Origin of the sequence: Paenibacillus sp. Soil724D2 (genome assembly GCF_001427935.1) — a bacterium.
Lineage (GTDB): Bacteria > Bacillota > Bacilli > Paenibacillales > NBRC-103111 > Paenibacillus_E.
In genome coordinates this window covers 59,413-74,737 of the sequence record NZ_LMRY01000004.1, presented here as the reverse complement: position 1 = coordinate 74,737, position 15,325 = coordinate 59,413, and the positions used below count along the sequence as shown (strand labels likewise).

The following is a 15,325-nucleotide window of genomic DNA, read 5'->3' as shown; positions in this document are numbered from 1 at the left end:
ACAATTATTCTAATGGAAATATCTAGGTAAAGTCAATATTAACATATTGCGATTTTTTTCTATACCAAAATGTACATGCAAGAGCGGGCCTTTCTCAAGATTGATCTGGCGGAAGGAGAACAATTCGTCCATCTTCCATCGCAACGCGAATTTTATTCGTATTCGAAGCACCAATCGATTCGAGGAAGTTTGCAGGAATTTGCAGTCTGCCTGCCTTGTCAATGACCGCGTATTCGATATGAGAATCATCTTCGGCAGCAACGATGCCTTGCTCCAGTTCCAGCAATTCCTCCTGGTAGGATTTGCGCCGCAATATCTCCGAGGAGGTTTTGCCGTCACGAATGGCAACGACACGGTCTACTTTCTTAGCAAGAAGCGGATCGTGTGTGACGATAACAACCGTTAAACCGAAGCTGCGGTTCAGCTCACGGAACAGATCCAGAATTTGATTCGCCATCTTCGTATCGACAGAACCTGTCGGCTCATCAGCGAGCAAGAGCCTCGGCTGATTAGCGAGTGCAATAGCAATGGCCACACGCTGCTGTTCTCCGCCAGAAAGCTCATTTAGCTTATTATTTCTTCGATGGCTCAAACCTACAGCTTCCAGTAAATCTAGTGCTCGATGACGCTTGCGTCGTCCCTGCAGCAGGATAGGCAGCTCTACATTTTCCAAAGCTGTCAAATAGGGAATCAGGTTACGCGCATTATTTTGCCAGACGAAGCCAACGGTTTCCCTTTTATACCTCACCAGATCCGATTCCTTAAATTTCAACAAATCCTTCCCATCTACGTGGAGATTACCCGCCGAAGGACGATCTAACCCTCCCAGCATATTCAACAAAGTCGATTTGCCACTGCCACTGTTGCCGATAATCGCCATCAGCTCTCCCTCCTCAATATGGAGATCAAGCCCTTGCAGGGCGACGACTTCAATGTCAGCCGCTTTATAAATTTTCACTAGATTTTCACAGTGAATCATCCTTAATCCTCCCCAAGCTTAACGGCTTGATGAATCTTAATTCTGGAAAGCATCGTCCCGAGTAGTAATAGCCCCGTCCCTATCATCACAGTGACAATGACGTACAAATGCAGTTGATCATTCGGATCAAAGCTCACTTGAAAAGGCGGCACTTGACTTGATGAATCGAAAGTTAATTGGAATAACGGAACAAACAGTTTGCTGGCCGTATTCCCCGTTATCATGCCAATTAGAACAGCTGCGCCAGAAGTTAATAATTGTTCAGCGATTAGCATTCCGATCAGCTGCGCAAAAGAAATTCCCATCGCCCGTAGCACGCCGAATTGTAAGATCCGTCCGGACAACGAAAGCACCCAGTACAGGAGAAACCCAATAAAGCTTATGCCAATAGCAATCAGGAAGCCAAGCGTCATAACGCCATTCACAGCCAGTTGGAATGGATCATTCTTGGACAGAACCAACATTTGCTTCGTATCCATTAAATTTGAGAGGGGTATATGTTTAAGCTCTAGCTCTTCATACAAAGCTTGACTTGTCATATCCGGTTTTAGCTTTAGCCAAACATCATACGGCTCTACAGCCATATTATTTTGAATGTAGGAGAGATGGCCAATCACTAACTTCGGCGCATCCACTTTACTTTGCTTCGTCGTGTTAGAGCTGCTCCCTGTTTGGGTTCCAGCAGTTAAGATCGGATTGGGATTCCAGCTCGGCCAGTAATCGATAATCCCATACACAACACAAGTAGCTCCCTCAACATCATTCCATCCTAAATGCACCACATCGCCCACTTTGGCTCCAGTTTCCTCGGCAATAGACTTGGAAATAAGCACCGCTTTGGAATCGCCAGCCAATAGGTTTAAATACTCGTAAAAGTGATGATCGAGCAAATGGTCGCGGAGCCAAGCCGTTTGACCAAATTCATCGGTATCAATGCCCATGAACGCTGTTTTTTTCGTTTCTTTGCCAAGCGCGAAATAAGCATCTTTCTTATTAAACACTCGCGCCGCTGACTCCACACCTGCCAGCTGTGTGAAGGGCAAGAACGGCGGCTCCGTATATTGGACTCGCTTCTTAATAACGGGTTGACTAGCACTGGAACCCGCTTCTGACTGAAGGCCAGATGGGCCTGAATCTGGGGGCGGTGCATCATTGTCCCATTTGGTTTGCAGAACGATATCGGCCCCATTCTTATAACGGATCTTCTCTTCAATATTTTTGTTCATCGTCCTTGCTGCGCTGGCACTAAACAACCCCGTTGCAAGTGTCATGATGATAAACAGCATAATGAACTGATATTGTGTGGTTGATCTGCCAACTTGGAGCAGCGTTGAGTACAAATAAGGAGGCCACCATTTTCGACCTATGAGATACAACAGTTGAATGACCCATGGATATATCCGAAGCAGGAATAGGCCCATGGCAAATATAAATAATGCAGGGACTACGAAAAGAAGTGGATCTACTTTCATGTCCATAGAGTCCAGCCCTAAGGCAACGAGATCATTCATTCGTCGGTTAAAGCTTTGTAATAAATAAATAGAAACAGCCAATAAAACAACATCGAGAAACATTTTATGTACAAAAGAGAGCTTGTTCTTCCTCGCCATGGTTTGTTTATGGCTAACAATTGTAGCGCGAGTGGCGAGTACAGCGGGAATAAGAGTCATACATACCGATGCGATTACAGCAATTAAAGCGTATTGATAGGCCTCTTTATTCAGCTTAACTTCCATCGCTGTGCGCTGGACAAACGTTAAGAATCCATTCGATGCACCCAGTATTTTGGTTAACTGAAGGCCAATTAGAGGACCAACTAGAAGTGCAACTCCCCCTAATAAAATACCTTCCAGCACATAACCCAGCAGAATCTGAGTCCGGCTTGCTCCTCTGCTGCGAAGCACGGCAATCTCTGTTTTCTGTCGTTCTGTAATCAAATTGGCAACCATGAATAAATAGAAGGCTAGTAAAATACTAATGGGCACATTAAGCGACCACAGCATAATTCGGAGTTTTTTCTCTTTCTCACCATACAATTTCAATGTAGTAATCGCTGGATTTTTGACTGTATATGTGTTGAAATGATTGCTTAAATAGCTGGTTATCCTTTCATCTGTGCTGGTGTAGGCTTCAAGCCCTTCCAACTTTAATTGATGATAATCCAAAATGTAATCCCAATAGGAAAATGTATTGGGAAAACTGTTGTTTTTCGTAAAATCTTTTTCAAATAAGGTAAAGGGAATGAAAAATTTTGAACGCAAATCGCTCATATTATTCGTCCAATAAAGATCGGCATAATCTGTACGATCAATAACAGCAACAGGCTTTATTCGAATATTTTGTTTCAAATCTTTGTTAGCGATGGTTAATTCATTGCCCAGAACGATTTTTAATTGAGTCAGCAGCTCAGGAAATACCCACGCTTCATATACACCATCCACAGGTTCCTTAGAAGGCATGACACCGTCAACAATACGTATATGCTTTTCCAACTCCGACATCGCTGTTAATTCAGCTGCGCGGCTTACTTTAGGGTCTACCTTGCTTGGATCGCTAGGTGTAAGCTCGAAATTTGATGTGCTGCGCGTTATCGTGGATAGGAGAATCGGCAAGCCGAATTGCTGGCTTTGTTCTGCCATAAATGAATCCGTTTCCGTTAAAAATTGATCTCCGCTTTCTCCCATTATGTAGGCAGAATTGTAGGCATGCCCGGGATATTGCTGCGAGTTGGTTTGTAGAACTTCCAAATCTTTGATCAGCATACGCTGTAAAATGGCGTGTGTATAAATGGGCATTGAGCTGGCAAGTGCGACCGAAATAATTAGTCCCACCAGTAAACTAAGCTCTAGCCAGCGGTTTTTGACCATTTTACGGAGAATCATCAGAAATAAAGCCATTGCTATCCTCCTAAAGATGCTAGTTATTTAAAATAACATTCTGACCTTCCTTTAGTCCGGTTCGGATTTCCACTTCTGTCGGTGTTACAAGCCCTTTCTCAACATCGACTTCTTTCCGACTTTCACCAATCAACACTTGAACGTAATCCCTACCTAGGTAACTTCGAAGACCTGTTCTTGGGAGGACAATGACATTTTCTCTTTTCTCGACGATGATTGTTATGTCTCCGGATATACCGATCGCTGCTCCTTCCGTTCGATCGGGAACCCCAACGATAATCGTTTTCGCATTTCTTTCGGCTTGCGCTTTGTTGTCCGTTGGCGGTGAGCTTGATGGCGTCCGCAGCACCTTACCTTGTATCTTATTTCCAGAGGAACCAATCTTCACTTCAACATCCATGCCAACTTCAATACCGGAAAGAGTGCTTGTATCTGAAGATTCGTAAGATAGCTGCAGCTTTGTAGGATCAGCGATGACGACAAGCGTACTGAAGGCATCCACGACATTTCCTTGCTGTGCATCGGTTAAGTAAGTTACTACTCCTGCGGAATCGGCCGTCAGCCTTGTCTTGTCCAGCTCGGCTTGGAGGGCTGCCAATTGAAGCTGCGCGGCTTCGACATCTATGGCCTTCAAACGATTGGCTAGCACTTGATCGGGGTCAACCTGTCTCGTTTGCACACTAGCAATCTGGGCTTTCTCCAGATTCAGTTTTTGAAGGGCAATCCGAGTTTCTAAGTCGCCTTTTTCCAGTTCAGCGAGCACATCCCCCGGCTTAACGGTATCTCCTAGTTTAACGCGCAATCCAGCTAACCGATGACCGGACTCTTTAAAATAATAGTTGGTCGTTTGACTAGACTTAAAGGTCCCAATAACACTGACTTTCTTCGTTATACTGCCTTTCTTCACTTCGTAAAGGTCGAAATTTTCTTTCACGGGTTTGATTAAAGGCGGTTTAAGCGCTTCCTCTTCTTTGGGCAACAGAGAGCATCCCGCTAGTAAAAACACAGCACTTGTTAATAGAACGAGCTGAGAAGCGAATTTATTAACCTTCGTCGACAATGGTACCATCCTCCAGTGCATACACTTCATCTACAATTTCCATAATAGCGAGATCATGCGTGGTCAAAATAATCGTCATTCCTTCTTGCACCAAATCTTTGAACAATTTAAGCACCTGGAGGCCCATTCTGCTATCTAACTCAGCTGTAGGCTCATCTGCCAAAATCAACTTCGGCTTGTGCGCAATGGCCCTGGCAATCGCAACCCTCTGCTGTTCTCCGCCGGAAAGTTCATAGGGACGATGCTTCATTCTCGGCTTCAATCCAACGAAATCCAGCGCTTCTTCCGCCAAACTCTTATATTGATTGGGGTGAATACCCGAAATGCGCAATCCAAACTCTACATTTTCGTAGGCTGACATATACGGCACCAAGGCAAAAGATTGAAAAATAAGACCAATCTGCTTCCGTCTGACTTCATTGCGCTTGGAATCAGATAAACGGCTAATCTCCAAGCCTTCTAAATAAACGGTTCCTTCCGACGGATGATCGAGCGCCCCTAATATATTGAGCAGCGTTGTTTTACCAGATCCGGATCTCCCGCGCAACGCCACTAGTCTGCCTCTGGGAATACTTAAATGAGCTCCCCGCAATGCGTGAACAGCTCCCGGCCCTTTCCCAAAAACACGCGTAACGCCAATTGCTTGTACCATGGGCACTTGATTTTCATACGTTTTCAATGCTAACACCTCTTTAGAATTGGAATCGAAATGACCAAGAATGGATAGAGAAATACACTTCTTTGGAAGCGCTTAAATAAATGACCGAAAGCGATGGAATAAATCACCTTTATTTTCAATATAAGATAAGTTACCTTCATTATAAAACTATCTTTTGCCAAAAAGATACAAATAAAAAAGAGGATCGGCATGCGATCCTCCTTGCTTACTTCTATTCTTTTATAAAGTACTATAGCACTTTAGACAGAAATGATTTCGTACGTTCCTGCGTGGCATTTTCAAAAATCTGCTCGGGCTTTCCTACTTCGACAATAACGCCTTGTTCCATAAACATAACGCGGTCACCAACTTCGCGGGCGAAGCCCATTTCATGCGTGACGACAACCATTGTCATCCCTTCTTTGGCCAGCTGCTTCATGACAGCAAGCACTTCCCCGACCATTTCAGGATCAAGAGCCGATGTAGGCTCATCGAACAGCATAATCTTCGGCTCCATAGCGAGTGCCCGTGCAATAGCAACACGCTGCGCCTGACCGCCCGAGAGCGAGTCCGGAAGGGCGTTGGCTTTATCCGCCAGCCCAACTTTATCAAGAAGCTCTAGCGCTTTCTTACGCGCTTTATCTTCCGGCCATTTTCTCACCTGAACAGGCGCTAACATGATATTATCAATGACTTTCATATGCGGGAACAAATGAAATCGCTGGAAGACCATCCCGAGCTCCATACGGATCTCATTGATCTTATTCGTCGGATCCATAATCGACTTACCATCAATCAAGATACTGCCGCTATCCGGCTGTTCTAACAGGTTCAGACAACGCAGAAATGTCGATTTCCCTGATCCGGAAGGTCCTATCACAACAAGAACCTCTTGGTTCTGAATATCGGCACTAATATCTCGCAGGACGACATTATCCCCGAACGATTTCTTAAGATTTTTAACTTCGATCATAGCTGTCATATGTCTACACTTTCCTTTCCAGATAAGCAAGCAGCTTGCTTAGAGAGTAAGTGAGAATGAAATAAATAAGAGCAGCTGTCAAATAAGGTTCCCAGACTTTAAAGTACTGGCTGCGCATCGCATTGGACCAATACATCAATTCTGGTGCAGCAATAACAGCGAATAAGGAAGAGTCCTTAATTAGCACGATAAACTCATTTCCAAATGGAGGAATCATACGTTTGATCGCCTGAGGCAAAATAACCGATTTCATGGTTTGGAAATGGGTCAATCCTAGCGAATGCGCGGCTTCTGTTTGTCCTTTATCGATGGATTGAATACCAGCTCTGAAAATCTCGGCCATGTAGCCTGCTGAATTCAGAGATAAAGCAACGATTGAAGCGATGATCGCATTCGTTGTTCCTATGAATAATGGAACGATTCCAAAGTGGACGAGTAATATTTGAACGAGCAGCGGTGTGCCGCGGAAAAAGTTTACATAAATACTAGTTGGCCATCTTAGGTAACCACGGTGCGACATTTTGCCTAATCCAACAGCTAGCCCTAAAACAGAGCCGAACAGGATGGAAAGAATGGATATACCAATCGTCCAAAGTGTACCCTTCAGTAATAAAGGTATATATTCAATAATGATGTCAAAACGAAAATCCATTCCACACTTCCTTTCATCAATTATTTTGCTATTTAAAGAACAAAAGCATGCGCAAGGTTGAAGTCACGCATGCTGTTGACCTATTATTTTTGTTCAAGTAATTTCTTTGTATCAGGCTCTTGACCGAACCATTTTTTGTACACTTTTGCATAAGCACCGTTCTCAATAACTTTCTTGATCGCCGGGTCTAGCTTTGCTTTAAGCTCGCTCCCTTTTGGAAGCAGAATACCGTAGTATTCGGACTCAAAGCTTTTCGGATCAGAAATCGTAGTGAATTTCTTGTTCGGATTATTTTTCACATATTCACGAACAATAGCAATATCAGCTACAACCGCATCAACACCGTTATTCTCAAGCTCCATTAAAGCTAATGTGTTATTATCCAGACGTTTCAAGGATGGGTTCTTATCACCCATAATTTTACTCATCAGCGTATCCGCCGTTGTAGAAATTTGAACAGCTACTTTCTTGTCTTTCAAGTCTGCCGCGCTTTTAATCGGGCTGCCTTCTTTAACAAGAATCATGTTCGTAGATTCGAAGTAAGGGATGGAGTAATCGTAAGTTTGTTTACGTTCATCTGTAATTGAAACACTGGAAATTCCTGCTTGAAACTCTTTACCTTGCTTCACACTTGTTAGCATAGTATCCCAGCCTGTGTTCGTGACCTCGTAGGAAAGACCTGCTTCCTTCATCACTTCAGCAAGAAAATCGATATCAAAGCCTGTCATCTTATCTTTATCCATATATTCCATTGGTGCATAGGCAGCATCAGTAGCAAATTTGTACTTCGTGCCACCACTTTCCTTAGAACCACAACCTGCTAGCGCCACAACTAAAACTACAGTTAATACAAAAAACAATAATTTTTTCAAAATAATTCCCCCCGTTCTATGTAATGGACGAATCATATTTTAACACTTGGTCAATAAAATAACAACGCCTTCATTGCGAAAATTCGTTAGAAATATATTGAAAATGGTTATTTTTTTTCATTTTTAGAAATGTGCACAATGAATAGGTGGCTGGTTGGTCATCGTGCTCAAACAAATAAAAACGCCGAGATCCTAAGATCCCAAGCGTTCTAATTTCATCATTCAAAACACCTTTACATCATTTTCAAAATAGCTTCCCGTCCCGTCATCCCAGCTACAATGCCCAAATCTTCTGCCGTGTGTGTCACCGATTCAAGCGGCGCTTCCAGAAGTTCTTCAATCGTACGAACCCCCGTTGCCCGTGCAGCTACAATATTCCTGTCGCTCAAGCGTTCATTAAGCAGCGCAACATCGAGAGCGCCACACATAATATAACCTTTATCCGTTGTCACAACCAACAGCGTCGTTTTCGGCAGCTTCACTTCAATAGCAATTGCAGTACGTCCTTCAAGGAGAATGGGTTCAACGCGCATCATGCTCTGCACAGCTCCTCTTCGCAGTCTTACGTTAGTATATGCGCGCTCGGCTAGTACGGTGTGAGAAAGGTTTGAAAAGTTTCTGCTGAATTTCAAATTCGCGGGGAAAGCAATTGACATACCTTCAAATGGATTTTCATTTTCCTTGTAAAAGTTTTTTAATCTCTGAGAGTTCTTCTTTCACTTCATTTCTAAACTCAGCAAAATCCGCCTCAAGTCTATGTAAATGTCCTTGCATATCAACTATTTCTTGTTCAGCTTTATAGTTAATCGCAAAATCAATAATAGCCTCTTGTTTATCTCTTGCTGACTGTCTATTCTGACTCATCATGATAATTGGAGCCTGGAATCCAGCAAGAAAGGATAATAGAAGATTTAACAAAATAAAAGGCGGTTCATCAAAATGAATAACCTTCGTGATCGCCAGAGAGTTTAAAATAACCCAAATAGCCAAAAACACCATGAAAATATTAATAAATTTCCAACTTCCGACAAAACTTGCAACATTATCGGCGAGTCTATCCGACCATTTTGTTGATTTTACATAATCCGCATTTAAATGTTCATGGATATTGCTTTGAAAATTATCAACCAATCGTTGAATTCTACCTGCATACTCTTTTAAATCCTTTGTATTTTCATTTTCCATTATTATCACTGCCTTTATTTGTTATTGAAATGGATTTTTATTCTCATATAACTAAAACATCATATCATACTTTGATTAACTTCATTTTATTAATCATCTCCAACATTCCAATAGGGTTCTTGTAGTGTATGTTGAAAGTACTTTTGATCTTTGGGGGAAGCAAGCTATATTTGGGTATGATATCATGTTATAGTAAGTGCAAGAGCAGTTTCTAGGCAGCAAGGAGGCTATATGAGTCAAGGAAAAGCAGACACAAGTCCGAATGGACATTTATTTACCGTAGAAATTCTGATTGAAGAAGCCACCAATGGCCTTGCCATGGAAAAGCTGCTTCATCTTCTGAATGTGGATGCAGTCAAGGATTACCAAATTATTAAAGGTATTCAACTTGGCAAGCTGATTGAACTTAACACGACAAAAGAGAGCACCCCTCCGTTACAACAAAGCAAAAAAACGGCTGCTGTCCCGCCTTCAACTGTAACAGCCGCGGCGAAAGCCACCGCCAACAGTGGAGCTTCAGATAAAATTATTGAGCAATTGGAAAGTTTCAAAGTGAATAATACGTTAATCCGTTTAACGGTTATCAAAGGTCAGGGAATCAAGCTTAATCTTCCTTGCCGTATTTTGAATTATGATAGCAGTAATCAAAATGTATCGGTGTATCATGTAGATGAGAAGAAGGTCTACTTATTCAAATTGAATGAAATTGATGATTATGTCGCATTCTAAATAAAAGTAAGAGGGTATCCCAGAAGGATACCCTCTTATTATTTATTTAACATGGACAGATGCAGCTGATGCATTCGGGATGCCCGTTCTTAGCATTTTCTCTAGTTCATCCGCACTTACGGGTGGACTAAACCAATAGCCCTGCACCTCATTACAACGGTTCTGGTGCAGGAAATGCAGTTGATCTTCGGTTTCTACGCCTTCAGCAATGACCTTCAAATTCAGATGGTGGGTCATCGCAATAATTGTGGCCACGATGGCCGCGTCATTCGGATCCACCATGATATCTCTAACAAAGGAACGATCGATCTTCAGCTTATCAATCGGAAATTTCTTTAAGTAGTACAGCGAACTGTAGCCTGTCCCAAAATCATCAATGCTTACATTCACACCAAGTTCCTTAAGCTCAAGTAAGGACTGAATAGCATGATCAACATCCATCGTCATGCTTTCGGTGATTTCAAGTTCCAAATACTGCGGATCAAGTCCTGTTTGTTCTAAAACATGTCTGATCTTGCCTTTGAGATTGTGTTGAAAAAACTGCCGCATAGACAGATTCACCGATACTGGCATCATCGCATAGCCTTGGTTCTGCCATGCTTTATTTTGTTTACATGCCGCGCGCAGTACCCATTCGCCGATCGGCACGATCAATCCAGACTCCTCAGCAAAGGGAATGAAATAGTTTGGTGAGATGAGACCTTTCTCCGGATGATCCCAGCGGATCAAAGCTTCAACACCGACAATACGCCCTGTCTCAATATCGACCTGAGGCTGATAGTATAAGACGAACTCATCCCCGACAATCGCCCTGCGAAGCTCACTCTCCAGCTTGAGTCGGTTTATTGAAACCGACTTCATATCCGTATTGAAGATCTGAAAGTCGTTGCGCCCCTTCTCTTTGGCTCTGGCTAGTGCAATGTCAGCATATTTCATAAGCATTTCCGCTTCGTCGGCATCATCTGAAGATATCGCAACGCCGATACTAGCTGTAATATGCAGTTCATATTGCTCTAAAAGAAACGGCTTTTCGAGGACACGATTAATCTCTGCGATAACTGCAATTACGTCATTTGAATCGGCTACATTCGTGTAGAAAAAGGCAAATTCATCGCCTTCTGTGCGAGCCAAGTAATCATTGTCCGTTACACATCTCGTGAAACGCTCTGCTAGCTGCAGCAACAGCATGTTTCCGTAATCGTAACCGAAGCTGTCATTGACCAGCTTGAAGCGATCAATGTCCAAGTAAAAGACAGCCACCTTTTGTCCAATGGATTTGGAAATACTTAGCCGCTCATTCAAGTTATCTCTGAACATGCGCCTGTTCGGCAGCCCTGTCATATCATCATAATAAGCCATATAGCGAACTTGCTCATCGCCGCGCTTACGCTCTGTGATATCCTGGCAAATGAGAATATTGCCTTTGGAATTAGGCTGCAAATCAACAGGAACAGCCGTAACACTCAAATCCACCCGATAGCCGCTTTTATGTATGACAGCAGTTTCAAAGGTAACAGGAGACCCGCTTATCACTTGTTCAAGCTGGCTGCCTGTCCGTTCCAGCTGCTCTTGTGTAACAAAGCTGATAAACGGTTGATTGAGCAGCTCCGATACGGAGTATCCTAGAATGGTTTCTGCCGCTAGATTAATCCGAACAAATTTACCTTCTTGATTAAATATACCAATTGCATTCGGATTGTGCTCGAATAAGGAATCAAGCACATTTAAATACGTGTGATCCCGCGGCATTTCCATTATTAAGGACTGAGTACTTCCACCTTTTCTAAGCAGCACGATAAGCAGCACTAGTGAGGCAAGCAAACAAATCCATGCAGCATACGGCTTTACGTAAAAGCTTACGAATATGGCGAATAACAGATATCCGCCAATATAGAGCCGGTTTTTCACAAATTAGCCTCCTCTTACTGCTCACTCTAGGTACTAGGAAGCGTCACACTGACAACCGTTCCTTCTCCCACTTTACTCTCAACCACAAACTGGCCGTGATGATCCTCAATGATTTTATTCGTAATCATGATGCCAAGCCCAGTCCCTTTTTCCTTCGTTGTAAAGAAGGGCTCTCCAAGCCTAGCCAATGCATCTTGCGGTATCCCATGCCCTCTATCTTGAAACAATACACGCACCGCTTTGTCTCCAACTGAAAATAGTTGAATATCGATTTGTCCGCCATCTGGCATTGCTTCCATCGCATTTTTGATCAAATTAATGAAGGATTGCTTCAGCTGGTTTTCCTCACACAGAACAAGCGGCAAATGATGCTCCAAAGCGACAACGAATTCAATGTTGTTAATATAGGCGTGTGTTTCAAGCAGGGTAATGACACTTCTGATAATATTCTCGATGCTTTTGGGCTGGTAATGTATGAAATGCGGCTTAGCAAGAACGAGCATTTCTGTAGTAATCAGTTCGATCCGCTCTAGTTCGGACATCATAATATCGTAGTATTCTTTCTTATTTGCAGCACCCTGGTGCAGAAATTGCATAAATCCTTTGAGCGTAGTCAATGGATTACGAATTTCATGAGCAACCCCAGCAGCAAGCTGCCCGATAAGGGACATCTTATCTGACCTGTGGAGCAGCTCTTCCGTGCGCTGCCGCTCAGTAATATCCTTGAATGATAGGACAACTCCAATGATGTGATCTTGATCCAAGATCGGCGAAGCTATGTATTCAACCGGAAACGAGTCTCCATTTTTTTTGTAAAAGATCTCGTTTGAACAATCACAAACCCCTTCAAGCATCGTTCGATATAACATATTGGCATTCTTGTTTTGCATATCTTCATCAATTCCACACGCACGTGTCAATACGAGATAAGGATTCTTCCCTACCATTTCTTCATAGGTGTAACCCGTTAAGCACTCAGCCGACTTATTCCAAAACGTAGTGCCAAAGTGCTCATCGATGCCAAACATCCCCTCTGAAACGGCATTTAGAATGAGCTGATTTTGGTTATGATTCAGCAGGGATTGATAAACACGTCTGCTTTCCTCAAGCTTGTGCTCCAAACGCTTACGTTCTGATACATCTTGAATCTGAACCACTGCAAGATGGGGTTGTGCATCCGTATCACGAATGAAGGAAACTTGAACTATTCCCCAAATCATGGAGCCATCCTTATGGACGTAGCGATTCTCTTTTTGGGAAGATTCCCGCTCACCACGAAGAGTTTGCTCACATAGTTCTGCATAGGTCTCCACATCATCAAGATGCGAAAACTCCTGAATAGGCAGACCAATCATTTCTTCTTCTGTGTAGCCTAAGAGGCGGCATAATGATGTATTCACCATGAGTAACCTGCCGTCCAGACTAACGATTGCCATTGCAATGACTGCGCAACCAAACAATTGATGATATAGCTCATGGCTTGTGAGTAGCTTTAGTTCCGAAGCAATTGACTTACCCGTTTCTGATTGGTTCCCCGTGAAATCAGCCATGCGCCACATCCTTTCAATTAAGGAAGAATGATCGTTTCCGTCATGACTACTTTCTACATGATCCGCGCTTTTTCCTGCTAAGAAGACACAAGACAATGAAAAAAGAGTCAGATTCCCTGACTCTTTCCATTTTTTTATTTGTAAGCGGCCACGGCCAGAAGTATCCATCCAACCAAGAAACTCAGCCCGCCTAGCGGAGTGATGGGTCCAAAAAACTTGAGTCCAGTCAAACTCAGGCCATATAAACTACCTGAGAACAGGATAATACCGATAAAAATGGCCCACCCCGAAGCATTCACCATAGAGCTATTTGCCAGCTTGTCCGACAAAAGAGCAATAAGGATGAGAGCTATCGCATGAATCATGTGATATTGAACGCCGGTCTGAAACACATCTATCTTATCCGGAATTCTTTGTTTCAAGTAATGAGCCCCAAAAGCGCCTAGAGCGACTGAAAGAAATGCATTCACACTACCTAATAGCAAAAAAAGTTTCATCATTTTCTTCTACTTTCCTTCCGTAACGATTCATTTATTTACTCCACTTCGCCAATATCATGCTGACCGACAATTAACCGCACGGGCTCCAAAAACACACGTGTTATCGAAGGCTTTTTGATAAGATCGAGTTCAATGTCTACAACCTTATTACGAGCGGTTTTGCCTTCTCTTTTGTCATAAACAACATCAAATTGCTTCAGACCAAGCTGATAAATCACAACAGATGAACCAATCGTTAATGCATTCGATTCAAACTCGCCATGCTCAAATAATACCTCTGACAAAATTTCTTCATTCATATCCACAATCGTAACATACTGACAAAATTGGTAACGCATGAAGGAAGTCCCCCTTTATAGATAAGTATGGTTACCCATTCGCCGAAAAATGTCGAAATTCCTGCTAACTTCATGATTCCCATCCATGTTCATATAAAATCCAAACAAAAGATAACAACTGGAATTGTAAACATACTAAATAAAGTTGAAGTAAAGACAGCCTGTGAAGAAAACTCCGGTTCATTCTCATATTCAATGGCCAGCAATACGCTGCTTAAAGAGGTGGGCACAGCACACGAGAGAATCAATGCTTTGGCCGTAATTCCTTCAATCCCGAGCAGCCAAACAACGAAAAATCCGAGCAATGGTCCTGCGGCAAGTCTTAGTATATTAGAAACGAGCACGTTAGAAAAATGAAATTCCCATTTCATGCCGCCAAGCTGCACACCCAGGGTAAGTAAGGCTGTCGCCATAAAAGCGTTTGAAATATACTGCAGCGGTATATGAACCGATTCTGGAACAGGTAAATGGAAATATCGCAGTAGCAGAGCAATTGGAATGGCATAAATGACCGGTAAGGAAAGTATGGTTTTCATCGTAGCTTTCCATGTTGATTTATGTGCGTTTAAGGTATAAATGCCATAGGTATTGGGAATTAGCGTTTGCAAAATCATGATCACAATTTGGATAGATAAGGTATAAGCATTCCCACCAAAAACAGTTTGATTCAGCGGCAGTGCGTAATTTGCACTATTGTAGAAGATCACACTATTACGCATGGCAATACGCATACCGCGCTGCATCTTTTTCAAACGAATAATAACCTCAATGCTTGCAAAAAGGAGGCTAAAGAAAAGGACAAAAAACAAGAGAACCTGCATTAAAACATGCAAGTTCATTTCGGACTCATAAAGCTTAACAAAAACGAGCGCAGGTGAAAACACGTAGAAATTAAGCTTCGATAATGTCTTAATATCAATGTAGAAAGCTCGGTACATCGCCGCGCCGATTGCAATCATAATACTAATAGGTACAATGTTATTTACCAAAATGTATATGAAATAACTCATTCCAG

General features: G+C 42.6%; 15 protein-coding genes. 1 reads left to right on the top strand and 14 read right to left on the bottom strand.

What is annotated here, in order from left to right; genetic code table 11:
* Positions 1 to 94: 94 nt before the first annotated feature.
* The 9 genes from ASG85_RS06200 to ASG85_RS06155 form a co-directional block, all read right to left on the bottom strand.
* Entirely contained in the window at positions 95 to 979 is an 885-nt protein-coding gene (locus ASG85_RS06200) for an ABC transporter ATP-binding protein (protein ID WP_057307212.1), read from the bottom strand.
* Positions 980 to 981: 2 nt separating this feature from the next.
* The gene (locus tag ASG85_RS06195; protein ID WP_057307211.1) at positions 982 to 3,876 is read right to left on the bottom strand and encodes an ABC transporter permease; all 2,895 of its coding nucleotides are present in this window, start codon (positions 3,874 to 3,876) and stop codon (positions 982 to 984) included.
* 19 nt (positions 3,877 to 3,895) lie between these two features.
* Entirely contained in the window at positions 3,896 to 4,936 is a 1,041-nt protein-coding gene (locus tag ASG85_RS06190; RefSeq protein ID WP_063860178.1) for an efflux RND transporter periplasmic adaptor subunit, read from the bottom strand.
* Entirely contained in the window at positions 4,920 to 5,588 is a 669-nt protein-coding gene (locus ASG85_RS06185) for an ABC transporter ATP-binding protein (protein ID WP_057307458.1), read from the bottom strand. Before ASG85_RS06185 ends, ASG85_RS06190 begins: the two co-directional genes overlap by 17 nt.
* Before the next feature lie 256 nt (positions 5,589 to 5,844).
* A complete protein-coding gene (locus ASG85_RS06175; RefSeq protein WP_057307457.1) occupies positions 5,845 to 6,567 on the bottom strand; it encodes an amino acid ABC transporter ATP-binding protein in 723 nt (240 codons plus the stop codon).
* Between the two features lie 13 nt (positions 6,568 to 6,580).
* The gene (locus tag ASG85_RS06170) at positions 6,581 to 7,228 is read right to left on the bottom strand and encodes an amino acid ABC transporter permease (RefSeq protein ID WP_047676658.1); all 648 of its coding nucleotides are present in this window, start codon (positions 7,226 to 7,228) and stop codon (positions 6,581 to 6,583) included.
* Between the two features lie 83 nt (positions 7,229 to 7,311).
* Positions 7,312 to 8,100, bottom strand: a complete 789-nt coding sequence (locus tag ASG85_RS06165) for a basic amino acid ABC transporter substrate-binding protein (protein ID WP_057307209.1) — start codon at positions 8,098 to 8,100, stop codon at positions 7,312 to 7,314.
* Between the two features lie 233 nt (positions 8,101 to 8,333).
* The gene (locus ASG85_RS06160; protein WP_057307208.1) at positions 8,334 to 8,636 is read right to left on the bottom strand and encodes a YunC family protein; all 303 of its coding nucleotides are present in this window, start codon (positions 8,634 to 8,636) and stop codon (positions 8,334 to 8,336) included.
* A 136-nt stretch (positions 8,637 to 8,772) separates the two neighbouring features.
* Positions 8,773 to 9,285, bottom strand: a complete 513-nt coding sequence (locus ASG85_RS06155; RefSeq protein ID WP_057307207.1) for a DUF1003 domain-containing protein — start codon at positions 9,283 to 9,285, stop codon at positions 8,773 to 8,775.
* Positions 9,286 to 9,516: 231 nt separating this feature from the next.
* Between ASG85_RS06155 and ASG85_RS06150 the strand changes: the two genes are divergently transcribed.
* Positions 9,517 to 10,014 carry a hypothetical protein gene (locus tag ASG85_RS06150; protein ID WP_060645660.1) on the top strand — a complete coding sequence of 166 codons (498 nt, stop codon included), beginning with the start codon at positions 9,517 to 9,519 and terminating at the stop codon, positions 10,012 to 10,014.
* Between the two features lie 42 nt (positions 10,015 to 10,056).
* On the opposite strand, the gene ASG85_RS06145 is transcribed toward ASG85_RS06150, so the two are convergent.
* From ASG85_RS06145 to ASG85_RS06125, 5 genes are all read right to left on the bottom strand, one after another.
* On the bottom strand, positions 10,057 to 11,922 hold the full coding sequence (locus ASG85_RS06145) for a putative bifunctional diguanylate cyclase/phosphodiesterase (RefSeq protein WP_060645659.1): 1,866 nt from the start codon (positions 11,920 to 11,922) through the stop codon (positions 10,057 to 10,059).
* Between the two features lie 26 nt (positions 11,923 to 11,948).
* The gene (locus ASG85_RS06140; RefSeq protein ID WP_060645658.1) at positions 11,949 to 13,472 is read right to left on the bottom strand and encodes a PAS domain S-box protein; all 1,524 of its coding nucleotides are present in this window, start codon (positions 13,470 to 13,472) and stop codon (positions 11,949 to 11,951) included.
* A gap of 134 nt (positions 13,473 to 13,606) precedes the next feature.
* On the bottom strand, positions 13,607 to 13,969 hold the full coding sequence (locus tag ASG85_RS06135; RefSeq protein WP_056835112.1) for a DUF423 domain-containing protein: 363 nt from the start codon (positions 13,967 to 13,969) through the stop codon (positions 13,607 to 13,609).
* Positions 13,970 to 14,007: 38 nt separating this feature from the next.
* Positions 14,008 to 14,310 (bottom strand): hypothetical protein, encoded by a 303-nt coding sequence (locus tag ASG85_RS06130; protein WP_057307203.1) that lies wholly within the window; start codon positions 14,308 to 14,310, stop codon positions 14,008 to 14,010.
* An 89-nt stretch (positions 14,311 to 14,399) separates the two neighbouring features.
* A complete protein-coding gene (locus tag ASG85_RS06125; RefSeq protein WP_060645657.1) occupies positions 14,400 to 15,320 on the bottom strand; it encodes an AEC family transporter in 921 nt (306 codons plus the stop codon).
* Positions 15,321 to 15,325 lie beyond the last annotated feature (5 nt).

Coding starts and splice junctions, on each gene's coding strand:
- ASG85_RS06200 (WP_057307212.1), bottom strand. CDS start 979: ATGATTCACTGTGAAAATCTAGTGAAAATTTATAAAGCGGCTGACATT.
- ASG85_RS06195 (WP_057307211.1), bottom strand. CDS start 3,876: ATGGCTTTATTTCTGATGATTCTCCGTAAAATGGTCAAAAACCGCTGG.
- ASG85_RS06185 (WP_057307458.1), bottom strand. CDS start 5,588: ATGGTACAAGCAATTGGCGTTACGCGTGTTTTTGGGAAAGGGCCGGGA.
- ASG85_RS06175 (WP_057307457.1), bottom strand. CDS start 6,567: ATGATCGAAGTTAAAAATCTTAAGAAATCGTTCGGGGATAATGTCGTC.
- ASG85_RS06170 (WP_047676658.1), bottom strand. CDS start 7,228: ATGGATTTTCGTTTTGACATCATTATTGAATATATACCTTTATTACTG.
- ASG85_RS06160 (WP_057307208.1), bottom strand. CDS start 8,636: ATGATGCGCGTTGAACCCATTCTCCTTGAAGGACGTACTGCAATTGCT.
- ASG85_RS06155 (WP_057307207.1), bottom strand. CDS start 9,285: ATGGAAAATGAAAATACAAAGGATTTAAAAGAGTATGCAGGTAGAATT.
- ASG85_RS06150 (WP_060645660.1), top strand. CDS start 9,517: ATGAGTCAAGGAAAAGCAGACACAAGTCCGAATGGACATTTATTTACC.
- ASG85_RS06140 (WP_060645658.1), bottom strand. CDS start 13,472: ATGGCTGATTTCACGGGGAACCAATCAGAAACGGGTAAGTCAATTGCT.
- ASG85_RS06135 (WP_056835112.1), bottom strand. CDS start 13,969: ATGAAACTTTTTTTGCTATTAGGTAGTGTGAATGCATTTCTTTCAGTC.
- ASG85_RS06130 (WP_057307203.1), bottom strand. CDS start 14,310: ATGCGTTACCAATTTTGTCAGTATGTTACGATTGTGGATATGAATGAA.
- ASG85_RS06125 (WP_060645657.1), bottom strand. CDS start 15,320: ATGAGTTATTTCATATACATTTTGGTAAATAACATTGTACCTATTAGT.